Raw genomic sequence first — 13,887 nt, forward strand, 5'->3', positions numbered from 1 at the left:
AGCATAAGCCTTTGTATGTTTGGTGGGCCCACACGGACTTGAACCATTATGTGGTGCGTAAATATCCTGTTTAGATACTGTCCGTCCGGTCTTGTGGCCTGTAATCTCTAGAGGGAATGGGCAATTTTGGTAATCAGAAGATTCAGTGGCAACGTTTTCCAAATATAACCTCGGTGTGGCATTTGAATAAATGTCACCTCATCCCAGTTTTTAGATATCTATTGCTTCCGACAACGCAAGACATCCGATCTTGCCCAGCAGGCGCCCTCCGGTGCATGCTCGGAATATCCTAGTATTGTCAGGTGAGCCGCTGCCTGACATTTCTCAGATGCAGCGGAATGGAACCCCGCACTTCATCGCCGATGTCGCCAACCATGCACTAGAATTCAAGTGGTCACAAAAAAACCGACCTTAACCAATGACTGGTAGCCAGCGGATAACTCATCTGCATGGCAGTCTGCATCCAGCTCGGTGGATCTCTGCACGGGTCTCCAAACGCTGCACGCGATCTACAAAATGATCGCGTTGGTCACAGCTACCCTGCTGGCATCGAGCATAGGCTTCTCGGATAAGCTCAGCAGGAAGCTTTGCTCTTTAGCGACCTCCCGAAGGAGACTGTCCATGGCCACGGAGAGATGCATCAAGCCGTTAAACTTGTCTTCCGTGTTAAATATAAAGCGAGATCCATCTGGTACTATCAGTCGCCTCGCTTCTTCCTTGTTGTTCCACAAGTAATCCAAATATCTTTGGGTCTCAGCTAATATCGCTAATTCATAGTAGGCGCCAACGGAGAGACTATGCATGTTGGCGTGGTACATTATTGAGGCAATATCAAAGCTGGAGATCGTTACAGCTTTTCCTTCCGCCTCGAGATCTGCCTTTATGTTTTTACATAATCTTATTGATTTGCGGAGCCCACCAATCGTGGTTTCACATCGTTCTCGTATTTTTTTGATGTGCAGGAAAGGCCAGTTTTCAATCGTGGTGTTTTTATGCGAATCTAGGATGGTGACAGCACGGTCATGTTTCTGACCAGATGCTTGATAACTAATAGTGTCATGCCAGTGGGAAGGCACGACATCAACTGGACGCGCTAATGACCCTCCTTGCAATTTAATGGCCTTGGAGCCAGAGGTGTCAATTGTCGCAGCGGGAAACGCATCGCGAAGAGCTTTACTAATTTCCCCCCTGCGATCAGTTAACACCCCAACTGAGGTGCGTGAGGTCGGTGAACGGTACTGACCCGATGTACTCATGTACCCACGGGCATCATAGGTATGAAAGTCAGCTTCTATCGCTAAAAGGTCGACATCACTGAACCCTCGAATATGGACATTCAGCGGTACTGAGCCCTGTAGCTCGAATTCAAGACTGCCGCTTGTCCTCTTCGACAACTGGTTGCTAACCCGTTCTGCGGTTTCGATGCTGATGCGGGTGTAGGTAGGATCTACCTCTTGCATAGCGCCTAAAGCAAAAGTTGTATTCGGCTTGTCTTTGACCCTATGTTCCCACGCCTCTTTTGTAAGGCTTCGGTTCACGATGAAATCCTTCGCATCCATCGCGATTACAGAGGATCTATCAAGGCCCGAGCGTCTGGAGCGCAGACGATTGATTCGCTCGTTAATTGGTGTGTTCATTTTTTCTCCTCAGCTCCATTCGCCCATAGGTGGGCCGACCGTAACCGTTAAAATAGTCACCCTGTGCGCAATCTAGTGATTTAGTAAACAAAAGGTTTGCGCTGCCAACATGTCCCCGAAGCTCAGGTTCGCCGGGATTAGGATCATTCCGGTAGTTATAAAGAAGGCGGTATCCGTCAGCTTCATCGTGAACCAACGCCGCAGTGATACTGTTGGAGCCTGATTGATGTGTCTTCAATCGCACTCTAATCTTGTCCCAAGTTTGACAAATATATACATCGGCTTGCCAAGAGCGAATCGGATTTCCTTCGGTGTCCAGTGTTGTTCCAGTGCACTGCCACTCTCCCGACAGATCAGGAACTTTTAGATATTTAACTGCCCAGCGCCATTTCCAAACTGTCTTATTGAATAGAGCGTACAGCAGAGCAAAAACTATACCTGCGCCAATTAGTGACAGGGCTGTCGGTGGAAGATTTACAGGCAGGTCATACTTTTTAGCCAAATCTTCAGCTGACAGCAGCAAAAAAACCGCAATGCCGGAAATCGCGCTTGCCAGTAGTGTCAAATACCTACCAATCAGAGCTCGATTTACCCCGCCCAATAGGCTGTATTCATGATCGTGAATCATCAGACGCAACCTTCAATAGACTTAATGTCCCGGAAGCCCATTTACCTGCAGAAGATGGGCAGCAGCAATGCCGCCCAGAGCTTCCGATGAAACTTCAAAACTACTGGGTATGGCATACCGAGGAACACGTCCGGCAACCGTTCGACTGCTGGTAGGTGTTGCGAGCCTGGCGAACAGCGGTCACACAGGAGGTGTGATAGCCAAGATCAAGGCGGTTATGGAGTGCCGGCAAATAGATGCACGTACTGGTATGCACCTCGTGGTCACCATTGGTCTGTGCATTACGGTTCACGAAATACTGAGCCATTTTTACTCACCCCGCTCTTTGTTCGATTGGGCGAGCACCGAGGCTGCTAAGGTCTTGGTGGTGGCGCTGTACTTGTTGCTGTCGAGGACATGACTGGCTTTAGTCTCCATATCGGCACCGGTTTGCTTGCCGGTCGACGCTTGAGCCATTGCCGACCCTGCCAATTCCTTCTGGATGGCCGAGGAGCTATCACTACGCAGAATTTTGGAGGCCAAGCTGGCCACGGGAGACGAAGTTTGTTTAGGATTTTTCGGCACGATTAGGTGCTCCTGTATCTATAAAAAATCGAATAGGCAGGAGCAACCCTTGAGCGGAAAACCGGGCTGAATGGTTGACATCCAAAGTCGGTTTTTCTCTAATGCGCGTCCCACCAGTGTCCGCATTGGTTCAGGGATTGGCGGGTATGTGTGCTCGGCGTCCAAACTTTGCACGCATACCCGCTGTGTTCACTGAAACCTCAGCCCCTCGCCAAAAACACAACATGTAGTGCTGTTTTCGAGATGACCTACAAGATAATGGGGCCGAAATGACATTGCAAGGCAACAGCCTGTGGATAACTTGTGCGCAAATGAGTGGTTGGATCCATTTTTTTTCCTGTATGTATGCCCAGCCCTTCTAAATCGCGGGGTACAACGTTTCGCCGTTGAAATATTTTGAAACACACTCCTTTCGCATGCCCCTTTTCCTTCTAGAACAGCAACCCTCTGCGTTTAAAAGTGACAATTCAGTGGCGTCATTACTTCGTTAAATCTGGTTTGGTTTTTTCCGTCAGGTGCTGTTCCTGAACTCTTTCCACGGTCAGTGGATGACGCTAAAAACCTCGACTGAAAACATTCGGGCGGGGTATTGCGGGGCTATTTACTCTGATCTATGATCACGCCAGGTGGTGATGGTCGCCTGGCGCCTGTTTCGCGAAGCAATAGCCCATCTGTGACACCCTTCAGTTTTACATCGGCATGTCCCTAACCAGACGCTGCCCGGTGAACAGGCAATCGGACACCTAAGCGTCGTAGATTTAGGAACCTTTGCCATGTCTGATTTTTCCCGGCTAAACATCTTCAAATCCCAAGCTAAACAGCTTGCTCGTGATCAGGGCTTGAAGCTTTCTGGCGCTCAAGAAACCCTGGCGCAGAAAGCAGGTTTCGCTGATTACCATGAGCTCTCTGTAATCGCCCAACGGAACCCCAAGGATCCGCGTCTGATGGTGGCTGTATTTGGGATCAAAGAGTTTACCCAAGCGATCCATGAGGACGATGTCTACGCCGACTTGGATCTGGAACTGGAAGACCAGCTCTCCGGCGCGATTGCGAATACCAATGCGAGTGGATTCAGGATTGATGCTCTTGAAGTTGGAACCGCTGACTATAGCGACGCAACCGGGAAGCTGACTTTAAAAGTCTCCCTGACCTACCAGGGGCAGCAAGATCAGGAGCGGGTGTATCACGGTGCCGCGTTCTTCCTTACTTCCACGGTCGATTTGCTTCGCCGCGAGGGTATGTGGTTGCTTGCAGAAGACGGCGTATCTATCTCCAGTATCGAGTCGGATGCTGATCGAGATCGTAAGTCTGAGCACGAGTATTGGGCTCAGGTGGAAGATGCTCGAAACAGCAACCGCATGTCGATGGCGCAAGCACTCGCGAGCGAGCTAGGGATATCGGTTGAAGATGGCGAGCTCTTGGCCGGATCAGAGATCACGACCAACGAGTCGGATGATGGGCTCGTGTACAGCTACTGGATCAATTTTGAGCCGGAAGCTGAAGGCGAACTGAGAGCAGACCTGCTGGCGCGATTCGGCTCTCTGGAGTACGAGCTGAACCCAAACTTCTTCGATGATGTTGAGCACGATTTCTGAGATTGATGAGGTGGTGGTCGACCTCACGGTGAGCACCTATTGGGATAGACTCTGCCCGGAGCAGCATGCCTACGGCTTCCACTACCCTTGCTCAAAAAATGCGGGCGGCTTGGCCGTTGATGTCTTCAGCGGCGCCGGCGCACCGGCGGAAAGCGGCATTCTTATTCAAGGATGCGCTGAAGAGCAGTGTGAGCGCTTCGATGCTGTCAACTGGCACACCAGCGACGCATCAGATACCGCCCGGTAGACTGGCTTTCTGAGTCATCTAAACTTTACGAACTGGGGATGAGCTTGCTGAAGGTAGTCTTTGACAAGCCCCGTGATGAACTGGTGGCCTTCATCAATCGTCATTGAAACCTGCGCGGGCTGTTGCATCATTTCTTGAAAGCCGTGCCTAGCATCGAAGCCGTTCAAGCTGAAATTGTTGGCTGAACAGGTGAATTTCTTCTCTTTTCGCTTGCTTCTAAAAGCCTTGAGACCCTTCCGTCTTTCCCATGTCTCAAGAGTGTCCAGTATCTTGTAGTAGGTGATCCAGCTGCTGTCTTGGTCGAGAAATTTTAGGAAGAGGTAGATATCCTCATGCTCAGCGGCCAGCATCATTAGGCTGATCTTCTGTGAGGTGCCAAGCGCTTTCCTGAGATCATCGCTCCAAGCTTGCCTGGAGATAGCAGGCTTGGTAAGCATCCCCGGAATATTTCTTTTTTCCTGCCTTGAGAGCTCGCCCCCCTCAAGCAGGATCTTGTAGATACTCAGCTTGTATGGCTCGCGCTCCAACAGCGCCGATGCACCATTGAACAGATTCAAAAGCTCGTAGGTGATCTGCCAGACTCCTTCCTGAGTTTGACCCTCGAACAGATTTGAATTAAATCGGAAGTCGTCGTTAGGGCAATCGTTCCGGTCATCTACTCCCCCCCAGAGCCTGAAGTAATTGATGCTGTGCCCCCATGTGCAAAGCTGCCTGATCTCCTGCGGGTTGCCGTTGAGCAACACTTCCCAATCACTTTGCATATGCATCAGATCCCTCCAAACTTGAGATCCAGATGCTAGCAAAAAAGTCAGTCAGTGACGGGCCCTTTGGGCTCCCGAGGTTATCCGTGGCTGGCAACCGGACATGATTGATCAAGAGTACCCCGTTTTCCGAAGCAAGCTGGATCGGATACGAGCTATCTAACCGCGCACCTCTAAGCCAGACATCGACCTAGTGTCGTTTGGTTAGCTGAGGTGCTACATAAGCACTTATGGCGCGCAGGTCTCGCCGTTGGTGAGGAATGTGAAGTCTACCTCTCGATTGGTAAGTCCGGAACTCGCTGCAATTATCAGTCGATTACTTGGCCGCAGTAGGGCTACCGTCACTGCAGGCTGCAGTCCGTCGCTGAGCGTAACGCTCCCAAATGGGGTCTTTAAGCCTAAAAGTGATGGTTAATGTGCCGTATTAGGGACATTAAATTTGCATCTCATAGCAACCTACCACTAGGTCTCGGCTCATCATCTCCCTCGCCACCCCGTTATCTCCTTTGTGCCGCCCGCATGGACTGTTACGGCTCAAGCCGAAGCAGCAGTCATCATATTCGCTTTACCGAATATTCGCCAAAGCGTATATTCGATTTTGTGCATGTATTAGCTACCGACGACCCCGGCGCATTTCGCCACACGCTCCACGACATCCACGAGCGCATCAAGCTCTTCGTTTTGGTCAAGACCAAGCACCTGGAGGATCTATGACAGAACCCATGAACCCCACCACCTTATTCAAGTGCCTGGCGGATGACACCCGAGCAAAAATTTCGATGCTTGTCGTGAGTGAAGGTGAGCTGTGTGTATGCGAGCTGACGGCGGCACTCGACCTGAACCAGCCGAAGATTTCTCGTCATTTGGCCCTGCTGCGCTCTGCCGGTTTGCTGTTGGATCGTCGCCAAGGCCAATGGGTGTACTACCGCCTGAATCCCGATTTGCCTGCGTGGGTGACTGCAGTTTTGAAGGAAGTGGTCGACGCCAATCAGCAATGGCTGGAAACCGAGGCTAAGCGCCTCTGCGGCATGAACGACCGCCCGATCAACCAAGCCATGTGTAGCTGATTCACGCCCAACCGGATTAATGAAATGCTGATTGCCGTATTGATCTTTATCGCAACCATCGTCCTTGTCATCTGGCAACCCAAGGGGCTAGGGGTTGGCTGGAGTGCGATGTTCGGTGCCATCGTGGCGTTGCTGGCAGGCGTCGTTACTCTTGCAGACATACCCGAGGTCTGGCACATCGTCTGGAATGCTACCGGGACTTTCATTGCGGTCATCATCATCAGTTTGCTGCTTGATGAAGCAGGGTTTTTCAAGTGGGCTGCATTGCACGTGGCCCGATGGGGAGGCGGGAGCACCCGCAAGCTGTTCGCATTTATCGTCCTGCTGGGCGCAGCGGTGTCGGCCCTGTTCGCCAATGACGGAGCAGCATTGATCCTCACACCCATTGTGATCGCAATGTTGCTGGCGTTGCGTTTTTCTCCTGCTGCTACCTTGGCATTCGTCATGGCAGCCGGTTTTATCGCCGATACGGCGAGCTTGCCGCTGGTGGTTTCCAACCTGGTCAACATCGTTTCTGCCGACTACTTCGATATCGGCTTCAACGAATATGCTTCGATCATGGTGCCGGTAAACATCGTCAGCGTGGCGGCAACATTAGCCATGCTGCTGTGGTTTTTCCGCAAAGATCTGCCCAAAACTTATGACCTCAACCAGCTGGACAATCCGGACGAGGCTATCCACGACCGGGCCACTTTTGTAGCCGGCTGGTGGGTGCTGGCGCTACTCCTGATCGGCTTCTTTGTCATTGAGCCGTTGGGTGTGCCAATCAGCGCCATTGCAGCGGTCTGTGCATTCATCCTCTATGTCATCGCGGCTCGTGGTCATGCCATCAACACAAGCAAGGTGCTCAAAGAGGCGCCATGGCAGGTGGTGATTTTTTCTTTGGGTATGTATCTGGTTGTTTATGGCCTGAAGAACGCCGGCCTGACCGACCACATCGCGCAGATCCTGAACGTGTTCGCCGGTTATGGCGTTTGGGGTGCGTCCCTAGGTACAGGGCTGCTAACAGCGTTGCTGTCATCGATCATGAACAACATGCCCACCGTTCTGGTAGGCGCCTTATCCATTCATGCTGCTGAAGTCGATGGTGTAGTCCAGCAAGCGATGGTTTACGCAAACATCATCGGCTGCGACTTGGGCCCGAAGATCACCCCAATTGGGAGCTTGGCAACTCTGTTGTGGCTGCACGTGCTCGCCCGGAAAAACATAACGATCAGCTGGGGTTACTACTTCAAGACCGGGATCGTGCTGACCGTGCCCATCCTCGTCGCCACATTGTCAGCCCTGGCACTGCGCCTCAGTTTCTGAATCAAGGAATCGTCTGATGAAAGTCTTGTTCATGTGCACCCACAATAGCTGCCGCAGCATTCTGTCCGAGGCGCTTTTCAACCACCTGGCGCCCGAGGGTGTAGAAGCCGTCAGCTCAGGAAGCTTTCCCAGTGGCCGGGTGAATCAACGCGCATTGCAAACGCTGGAGGCGGCGCGTATCTCCACGGCGGGCTTGAGCAGCAAGGCCTCAGATGCGTTTGAGGGTTCGCCTCCTGACATCGTGATTACCGTCTGTGATCGGGCTGCAGGAGAAGCATGCCCCATCTTCTTCGGCCCAGCCTTAAAGGCGCATTGGGGGCTGGCTGATCCGTCCGAAGCCATCGGGTCGGAAGCAGACATTAGCGCAGCGTTCGAAACGACACTGGCCAAAATTCACGAACGCGTGAGTGCGTTTTTGGCCCTGCCGCTGAAGACCATGAGCGCTGACCAACTGAAAGTTGAACTGAACCGGATCGGTTCGCTTTAAAGATCAACCGAGGCGGCGCCCCAGCTGGTGCCGGCGAAGGAGTTTATATGCAAGACACACTGCCGAACGTACACGCCGACCTGATCGACATTCCTTCGTTGGAGCAGCTGTCGCCTCGTACGCCTTCGCTCCATAAACCTCGCATTCTTCTGCTATATGGATCAACGCGAGAGCGCTCATTCAGCCGGTTAGTCACGCAAGAGGCGGCGCGCCTGCTGAATGAGTTCGGCGCTGAGACCAAGATATTCGACCCCTCGGGTTTGCCGTTGCCGGACGACGCTCCGGATACACACCCCAAGGTCGCGGAATTACGCGAACTCATGCAATGGTCTGAAGGACAGGTGTGGTGTTCGCCTGAGCGGCACGGCTCCATGAGCGCAGTTTTCAAGGCCCAGATCGACTGGGTTCCGCTGGCGATTGGCGCTGTACGACCTACGCAAGGCAAAACCCTTGCTGTGATGCAGGTCTGCGGCGGCTCGCAATCTTTCAACGTGGTCAATCAGCTGCGCGTACTGGGTCGATGGATGCGGATGTTCACCATCCCAAACCAATCTTCGGTGGCAAAGGCGTTCACCGAGTTCGACGAGGCAGGTCGTATGAAACCGTCCTCGTACTACGACCGACTGGTGGACGTGATGGAGGAGTTGATGAAGTTCACGTTGCTGTTGCGGGATCGCCAGGATTATTTGGTTGATCGGTACTCCGAGCGTAAAGAGTCCGCCGAAGAACTGTCCAAACGCGTCAACCAGCGCTCCATCTAACGTCAGCACGAGGAAGCGATATGAGCCAGATCACGATCTACCACAATCCCGAATGCGGCACCTCTCGCAACACCTTGGAGTTGATCCGTAACAGCGGGGAAGAACCGACGGTTATCGAGTATCTGAAGACCCCGCCTGATCGCACCACACTTGTCAGACTCATTGGGGATATGGGTATCGGGGTACGGGCTCTTTTGCGTATCAAAGGCACTCCATACGAGGAGCTGAGATTGGGCGATGCATCGCTGACGGACGAACAGCTCATCGATGCCATGATGGCCCATCCTATCCTGATCAATCGCCCCATCGTCGTGACGCCTTTGGGGACGCGTTTGTGTCGTCCATCAGAAGCTGTGCTCGATTTGTTACCGCAAGAGCAGCGTGGGAGTTTCGTCAAGGAAGACGGACAAGTCGTCATTGATGAGAATGGCAACAGGGTTTGATCCCACCCGAAGTACGTGGCCTTGGAGTGCCATTCGCACTCCACTTGGCCACCGTTTGCATTCGACCTAACCAGCAATTGCATCTCGTTTGACCTGCTCGCGTTGTCAACATCATAGCAACGAGCGGCCAATAGCAGAGTTCTGGTCATCCTGTTCCGCCCTTCCTCCTATTTGAAGCCTCAGTTTCAGCAAAGAGCTGTTTATGAGTTTTCCGTCAAACGGCGCTTGTATAGGTATAGGGGGTATACCTATGATGCGTGTATTCACAGTTAAAAAGGTTTCTCTCATGGGCCATACAGCTTCAAACAAAGACGATCTTCTCAAACGCGTGAAACGCATCGCGGGGCAAATCCAGGCCGTTGAGCGTGCACTGGAGTCGGATGCCGATTGCGCGAAAACATTGCATCTCGTAGCTGCCACACGTGGAGCTATCAACGGCTTGATGGACGAAATTATTGAGGATCACGCCAGAGAACATGTAGCGAGCCCAACGCTTAGCGATGAAGAGCGCAACAAGGGTGTCGAAGAGCTTCTTGAAGCCATTCGCCGCTACTCCAAGTGAAGAATCCAGGTACATGTCCATGAGTAGCAGCCCCAATATCGAGATTAGCCACATACATGACCATGTGTTCCTTGGGTCAGCACGCGAAGAAAATGCCAAGCGTACCCTTTGGGTTGTGGCGCTTACGGTGGTGATGATGGTTGGCGAAATCGTCGCCGGCTATCTCACTGGCTCAATGGCTTTACTTGCCGACGGCTTTCACATGGCAACCCATGCAGGCGCTTTGGGCATCGCTGCAGCTGCCTACGGTTACGCAAAACGCCACGCTTCCAGCAGTCGTTATAGCTTCGGTACGGGCAAGGTTGGAGACCTAGGTGGATTTGCATCGGCGCTCATTCTCGGCATGGTGTCCTTGGTAATCGCCGTAGAGTCGGTCATGCGCCTTTTGCAGCCAACGGAGGTTCAATTCGGAACCGCTACGCTCATTGCGATTGTGGGTTTGATCGTAAACATTGTGAGCGCGCTTCTGCTTGGCCACGGTCACAGTCATGGGCACGATGATCATCATGGGCATGGGCATGGGCATGGCGATAACAACCTGAAATCAGCTTATGTCCATGTGATAGCGGACGCTCTGACTTCCGTCCTGGCAATTGCAGCACTGCTCGCTGGCCGATATCTGGGGTGGGTGTGGCTGGATCCGGTAATGGGCATTGTAGGTGCCATAGTTATTGCGCGTTGGGCATGGAGTTTGATGGGTGTAACCTCTGCTGTACTGCTGGATCAAACTGATGAGCACGTTGCAGAGGAAATTCGAGAGCTGGTTGAGACGCCGGGGGATGCAACCATTACAGACCTACATGTCTGGAGGGTGGGGCCAGAAGCGCATGCGGCTATTGTCAGCGTCATCGGCGAATCCACCGTGAACGCTGAAAGCATTCGTGAACGACTGAAGCCTGTCCACGAAGTCAGCCACCTTACGGTCGAGTTTCGATTAGTTTGATTTACCGGCTCCCTAACCTCGACTTCATGGGAACTCCGAATGCCACTAGGGAAACGTGAGCTTGCGCGTATCGAGCGTCGATTAATTACCACCCTCACCAAAGCGTGCGAAACAGCAAAAGGGGAGATCGAAGGATTTACGTGGCTCACTCACATCGCCGACCTGAATGCGCTGAGTGAAACCCTCAAGGTTGTCTGGGTGTTCGAAACACTGGCTGACAAGAAGCTCGCCCAGGCTAAAGCGAAGGCACGCATTGTTGAGTTGACTACCATCGCGTTGAACGAGGCCGACATCGATCTGAACCTTTCAGATCACAATGTCTGCTTCGACTCTGAGGAGGAGTGCCAGCGCACGCATGGCGGAAACTGGAAAAATCGTCTGGTTCAATCAGCCGCGACCAAAAGGGGCTGACAATGGCTAAAGAAATCGAAAATCCCTGTATCTCGACTTGCCAGCTGAATGGTGATCTGTGTGTGAGTTGCGGGAGAAGTAAGGAAGACATCAGAAAGTGGAAACGCATGAAGCGGCCTGAAAAAATGGCCGCTGTAAAACGGGCGAATGTGCGATTGAAAGGGCTCAAGAAAGCGTACGGATAGCAACTTGCATTGGATGACGGCTGCGAGTCGTTCTTTGCCGATCATGTCCACGAATTTTGCTGGTCAAATTCGACGCAAATGACTTGCTAGGTCGAATGCAAACGGGTGGGCAAGTCCGTGCAATTACTCACCTGGAGGGATGATGGTGAATCAAAATTCGAAACTTGATGTAGTGGTCATTGGCGGTGGTCAATCCGCGCTCACCGTCGCCTATTTTCTAAAGCGCTCGGGTCATTCCTACGTATTGCTCGACGCCGAGTCGGCACCGGGAGGAGCCTGGCGGCATGGATGGGATTCTCTCCGACTATTCTCGCCGTCTGCTTGGAGCTCAATCGCCGGCTGGCCCATGCCAGCTGTCTCCGAGGGGACTCCTGGACGGGACGATGTTATCGACTATCTGACTCAATACGAGCGCAGATATGATTTTCCCATTGTCCGCTCCACGCGGGTGACCCGTGTCGAGAAAACCGAAGATGGATTACGGGTTATCTCCGGGGATAGACGCTGGGATGCCAAAGCGGTTATCAGTGCAACAGGCACCTGGAGCCGCCCATTTACCCCGAGCTCTCCCGGACAGGAGTTATTTGTAGGGCAGCAGCTTCATTCCGCTCATTACGTTGGGCCGAACGAGTTTGAGGGGAAAACCGTCCTTGTCGTGGGTGGTGGAAACTCGGGAGCCCAGATTTACGCCGAGGTTTCCAAAGTGGCTCAGGCAACCTGGGTAACTCAAGATGCCCCAAAGTTTTTACCTGATGAAGTTGATGGGCGCGTCCTGTTCGAACGAGCCACTGCTAGATTGAAGGCGCAACAAGATGGGATGGAGCCTCAACAGCCCGTTGGAGGGCTGGGAGACATTGTGATGGTGCCATCGGTAAAGGAAGCTCGCGAACGCGGCGTGCTTAACACGGTGCGGCCATTTACGCATTTCACCTCAACGGGCGTTGTGTGGCCATCGGGGGCCGAGACGAAGATCGATGCCGTCATCTGGTGTACTGGATTTTCTCCAGCGCTCAACCACCTGGGCAACCTAGCTATCGTTGACGATGGCGGTAAAGTCGCCGTGAATAAAAACCGGAGTGTTGCTTCACCTAATCTGTGGCTGGTGGGTTACGGCGATTGGACGGGGCTTGCCTCTGCAACATTGATCGGAGTAACCCGCACCGCTCGAGATGTAGTCAACCAAGTCCAAAGCTATCTCACTAGCGAATCCTGATGGCTCGCGACGCAAATCGAGTGAACCTACTGCGATGCGACCTCAAGCTTGGGGAAAAGAATAGGTTCCAACGGAGGGGTTGCCTGGCACAGCCCTAGCCGCCAGTAACCGACGTCGTGCCATTTTCCAAGCTTGAAGCCTACCTCCGGATATGTGCCGATGTGGACGAACCCCAGAGACTCATGCAAGCCCACGCTTCCTTCATTGGGCTGCGCGATTCCGGCATAAGCTGCACGAAACCTTTGCTTTTCAAGAATCGGAAGCAAGGTCTCATAGAGTTCACGGCCAACTCCCTGACGGCGAGCAGATTCAGCTATGTACACCGTCACGTCCACCGCCCACCGGTAGGCCGCACGTGCGCGGTGCTGGCTGGCATAGGCGTAGCCCTTGATCTCCCCACCTTCTTCGGCCACCAGGTAGGGATATGTCTGAAGTGTCGTCGCTATCCGCTGAGCTATTTCCTCAGCGCTCGGCGGAATCTCTTCGAACGAGATGGCCGTTGTTGAAACGATGGGGGCGTAAATGCGCTGGATGGCTACAGCATCTGCTACCGTCGCCGTACGGATTTTCAAAGCCATGCAAGTCGTCCTTGATTCGAAAGCTGAACATTACCCTTTTTAGATCAGCCTTGGACATGGTCGAAATATGAAGATGTTATGAGCTCTACTATTCGCCTGAGTAGTTCAACTAGGCCTCTACATCGATCTGACTGATACGACCTCAACATATTTGTACTTCTTCCTTGCAGCCCTAACGGCGTCTTGCTCGGCAAGCAACGAGCTCAACGTGTCGGCCTCGTGAATCAACTCGGTCATTTTCCCCTCAAACTCGTTCCCAACCCGGAGCGTGACCCGCAGCCTGGGCGTGAACGCTTTCGTCACTTTCTTCTTGGCTAGTCGAGCCTCTGCGGGCTTCGTGAAAACGATCTCTGGCACAGGCTCCTGCACTAGCGGAGTAGAAACTTGCTCCTCTGGCTGAGGCGCACCAAAAAGGGCACGACGCATTTCTTCTTCGGTTAATTCAGAGTTCATAGAGCATCTCAAAGGGGTGGCACTTCACTGGTGAAATTCTACAA

General features: G+C 52.8%; 18 protein-coding genes and 1 pseudogene. 13 read left to right on the forward strand and 6 right to left on the reverse strand.

All coding sequences use genetic code 11. From position 1 onward, the window contains the following. Nucleotides 1-509: 509 nt before the first annotated feature. The 3 genes from QMX91_RS00975 to QMX91_RS00985 all read right to left on the reverse strand — a co-directional run bounded on the left by QMX91_RS00975 (nucleotide 510) and on the right by QMX91_RS00985 (nucleotide 2,829). Nucleotides 510-1,637, reverse strand: a complete 1,128-nt coding sequence (locus QMX91_RS00975) for a hypothetical protein (protein WP_096144790.1) — start codon at nucleotides 1,635-1,637, stop codon at nucleotides 510-512. Further along, nucleotides 1,621-2,265, reverse strand: a complete 645-nt coding sequence (locus QMX91_RS00980) for a hypothetical protein (protein WP_080394783.1) — start codon at nucleotides 2,263-2,265, stop codon at nucleotides 1,621-1,623. The genes QMX91_RS00975 and QMX91_RS00980 overlap by 17 nt, the downstream gene beginning before the upstream one ends. Before the next feature lie 309 nt (nucleotides 2,266-2,574). Next, the gene (locus tag QMX91_RS00985) at nucleotides 2,575-2,829 is read right to left on the reverse strand and encodes a hypothetical protein (RefSeq protein WP_106117639.1); all 255 of its coding nucleotides are present in this window, start codon (nucleotides 2,827-2,829) and stop codon (nucleotides 2,575-2,577) included. Nucleotides 2,830-3,602: 773 nt separating this feature from the next. Here QMX91_RS00985 and QMX91_RS00990 point away from each other — a divergent pair. Continuing rightward, nucleotides 3,603-4,424: a hypothetical protein gene (locus QMX91_RS00990; protein WP_096143203.1), complete on the forward strand. Its 822-nt coding sequence runs from the start codon at nucleotides 3,603-3,605 to the stop codon at nucleotides 4,422-4,424. Then, on the forward strand, nucleotides 4,402-4,671 hold the full coding sequence (locus QMX91_RS00995) for a hypothetical protein (protein ID WP_096143204.1): 270 nt from the start codon (nucleotides 4,402-4,404) through the stop codon (nucleotides 4,669-4,671). Before QMX91_RS00990 ends, QMX91_RS00995 begins: the two co-directional genes overlap by 23 nt. A gap of 14 nt (nucleotides 4,672-4,685) precedes the next feature. Here the strand turns inward: QMX91_RS00995 and QMX91_RS01000 are convergent, their stop codons facing one another. Beyond that, on the reverse strand, nucleotides 4,686-5,438 hold the full coding sequence (locus QMX91_RS01000) for a hypothetical protein (protein WP_096143205.1): 753 nt from the start codon (nucleotides 5,436-5,438) through the stop codon (nucleotides 4,686-4,688). 618 nt (nucleotides 5,439-6,056) lie between these two features. On the opposite strand from QMX91_RS01000, the pseudogene QMX91_RS01005 reads away from it, so the two are divergent. The 11 genes and pseudogenes from QMX91_RS01005 to QMX91_RS01055 form a co-directional block, all read left to right on the forward strand. Further along, nucleotides 6,057-6,146, forward strand: a pseudogene (locus tag QMX91_RS01005) (arsenate reductase ArsC); the annotation flags it as partial. Further along, entirely contained in the window at nucleotides 6,143-6,499 is a 357-nt protein-coding gene (locus QMX91_RS01010; RefSeq protein ID WP_096143206.1) for a metalloregulator ArsR/SmtB family transcription factor, read from the forward strand. The pseudogene QMX91_RS01005 and the gene QMX91_RS01010, both read left to right, overlap by 4 nt. A gap of 24 nt (nucleotides 6,500-6,523) precedes the next feature. Beyond that, the gene (locus QMX91_RS01015) at nucleotides 6,524-7,807 is read left to right on the forward strand and encodes an arsenic transporter (protein ID WP_096143207.1); all 1,284 of its coding nucleotides are present in this window, start codon (nucleotides 6,524-6,526) and stop codon (nucleotides 7,805-7,807) included. 16 nt (nucleotides 7,808-7,823) lie between these two features. Then, a complete protein-coding gene (locus tag QMX91_RS01020) occupies nucleotides 7,824-8,294 on the forward strand; it encodes an arsenate reductase ArsC (RefSeq protein WP_096143208.1) in 471 nt (156 codons plus the stop codon). Between the two features lie 47 nt (nucleotides 8,295-8,341). Then, nucleotides 8,342-9,055 carry an arsenical resistance protein ArsH gene (gene arsH / locus QMX91_RS01025; protein ID WP_096143209.1) on the forward strand — a complete coding sequence of 238 codons (714 nt, stop codon included), beginning with the start codon at nucleotides 8,342-8,344 and terminating at the stop codon, nucleotides 9,053-9,055. Nucleotides 9,056-9,075: 20 nt separating this feature from the next. Continuing rightward, nucleotides 9,076-9,498, forward strand: a complete 423-nt coding sequence (gene arsC, locus QMX91_RS01030) for an arsenate reductase (glutaredoxin) (RefSeq protein ID WP_096143210.1) — start codon at nucleotides 9,076-9,078, stop codon at nucleotides 9,496-9,498. 286 nt (nucleotides 9,499-9,784) lie between these two features. Then, on the forward strand, nucleotides 9,785-10,060 hold the full coding sequence (locus QMX91_RS01035) for a metal/formaldehyde-sensitive transcriptional repressor (RefSeq protein ID WP_084570950.1): 276 nt from the start codon (nucleotides 9,785-9,787) through the stop codon (nucleotides 10,058-10,060). 19 nt (nucleotides 10,061-10,079) lie between these two features. Next, nucleotides 10,080-11,003 carry a CDF family Co(II)/Ni(II) efflux transporter DmeF gene (gene dmeF, locus QMX91_RS01040; RefSeq protein ID WP_205476282.1) on the forward strand — a complete coding sequence of 308 codons (924 nt, stop codon included), beginning with the start codon at nucleotides 10,080-10,082 and terminating at the stop codon, nucleotides 11,001-11,003. 39 nt (nucleotides 11,004-11,042) lie between these two features. Continuing rightward, entirely contained in the window at nucleotides 11,043-11,414 is a 372-nt protein-coding gene (locus QMX91_RS01045) for a hypothetical protein (RefSeq protein WP_096143212.1), read from the forward strand. Nucleotides 11,415-11,416: 2 nt separating this feature from the next. After that, nucleotides 11,417-11,599: a DUF1289 domain-containing protein gene (locus tag QMX91_RS01050; RefSeq protein WP_096143213.1), complete on the forward strand. Its 183-nt coding sequence runs from the start codon at nucleotides 11,417-11,419 to the stop codon at nucleotides 11,597-11,599. Nucleotides 11,600-11,738: 139 nt separating this feature from the next. After that, nucleotides 11,739-12,812, forward strand: a complete 1,074-nt coding sequence (locus QMX91_RS01055) for an ArsO family NAD(P)H-dependent flavin-containing monooxygenase (RefSeq protein WP_096143214.1) — start codon at nucleotides 11,739-11,741, stop codon at nucleotides 12,810-12,812. Nucleotides 12,813-12,838: 26 nt separating this feature from the next. Here the strand turns inward: QMX91_RS01055 and QMX91_RS01060 are convergent, their stop codons facing one another. Next, nucleotides 12,839-13,390, reverse strand: a complete 552-nt coding sequence (locus tag QMX91_RS01060; RefSeq protein WP_096143215.1) for an arsinothricin resistance N-acetyltransferase ArsN1 family B — start codon at nucleotides 13,388-13,390, stop codon at nucleotides 12,839-12,841. Nucleotides 13,391-13,507: 117 nt separating this feature from the next. Next, nucleotides 13,508-13,843 (reverse strand): hypothetical protein, encoded by a 336-nt coding sequence (locus QMX91_RS01065; RefSeq protein ID WP_096143216.1) that lies wholly within the window; start codon nucleotides 13,841-13,843, stop codon nucleotides 13,508-13,510. Nucleotides 13,844-13,887: the final 44 nt, after the last annotated feature.

This window comes from Pseudomonas sp. PS01299 (assembly GCF_029960145.1).
In the GTDB taxonomy this organism is placed as follows: domain Bacteria; phylum Pseudomonadota; class Gammaproteobacteria; order Pseudomonadales; family Pseudomonadaceae; genus Aquipseudomonas; species Aquipseudomonas putida_A.

Excerpts from the sequence above, each read along its gene's own strand:
- QMX91_RS01055 (WP_096143214.1), top strand. The coding sequence starts at position 11,739 with ATGATGGTGAATCAAAATTCGAAACTTGATGTAGTGGTCATTGGCGGT.
- QMX91_RS01045 (WP_096143212.1), top strand. The coding sequence starts at position 11,043 with ATGCCACTAGGGAAACGTGAGCTTGCGCGTATCGAGCGTCGATTAATT.
- QMX91_RS01000 (WP_096143205.1), bottom strand. The coding sequence starts at position 5,438 with ATGCATATGCAAAGTGATTGGGAAGTGTTGCTCAACGGCAACCCGCAG.
- QMX91_RS00975 (WP_096144790.1), bottom strand. The coding sequence starts at position 1,637 with ATGAACACACCAATTAACGAGCGAATCAATCGTCTGCGCTCCAGACGC.
- QMX91_RS01015 (WP_096143207.1), top strand. The coding sequence starts at position 6,524 with ATGCTGATTGCCGTATTGATCTTTATCGCAACCATCGTCCTTGTCATC.
- QMX91_RS01050 (WP_096143213.1), top strand. The coding sequence starts at position 11,417 with ATGGCTAAAGAAATCGAAAATCCCTGTATCTCGACTTGCCAGCTGAAT.
- QMX91_RS01020 (WP_096143208.1), top strand. The coding sequence starts at position 7,824 with ATGAAAGTCTTGTTCATGTGCACCCACAATAGCTGCCGCAGCATTCTG.
- arsH (WP_096143209.1), top strand. The coding sequence starts at position 8,342 with ATGCAAGACACACTGCCGAACGTACACGCCGACCTGATCGACATTCCT.
- QMX91_RS01035 (WP_084570950.1), top strand. The coding sequence starts at position 9,785 with ATGGGCCATACAGCTTCAAACAAAGACGATCTTCTCAAACGCGTGAAA.
- QMX91_RS00980 (WP_080394783.1), bottom strand. The coding sequence starts at position 2,265 with ATGATTCACGATCATGAATACAGCCTATTGGGCGGGGTAAATCGAGCT.
- dmeF (WP_205476282.1), top strand. The coding sequence starts at position 10,080 with ATGAGTAGCAGCCCCAATATCGAGATTAGCCACATACATGACCATGTG.
- QMX91_RS01065 (WP_096143216.1), bottom strand. The coding sequence starts at position 13,843 with ATGAACTCTGAATTAACCGAAGAAGAAATGCGTCGTGCCCTTTTTGGT.
- QMX91_RS00990 (WP_096143203.1), top strand. The coding sequence starts at position 3,603 with ATGTCTGATTTTTCCCGGCTAAACATCTTCAAATCCCAAGCTAAACAG.
- arsC (WP_096143210.1), top strand. The coding sequence starts at position 9,076 with ATGAGCCAGATCACGATCTACCACAATCCCGAATGCGGCACCTCTCGC.
- QMX91_RS01010 (WP_096143206.1), top strand. The coding sequence starts at position 6,143 with ATGACAGAACCCATGAACCCCACCACCTTATTCAAGTGCCTGGCGGAT.
- QMX91_RS01060 (WP_096143215.1), bottom strand. The coding sequence starts at position 13,390 with ATGGCTTTGAAAATCCGTACGGCGACGGTAGCAGATGCTGTAGCCATC.
- QMX91_RS00995 (WP_096143204.1), top strand. The coding sequence starts at position 4,402 with ATGATGTTGAGCACGATTTCTGAGATTGATGAGGTGGTGGTCGACCTC.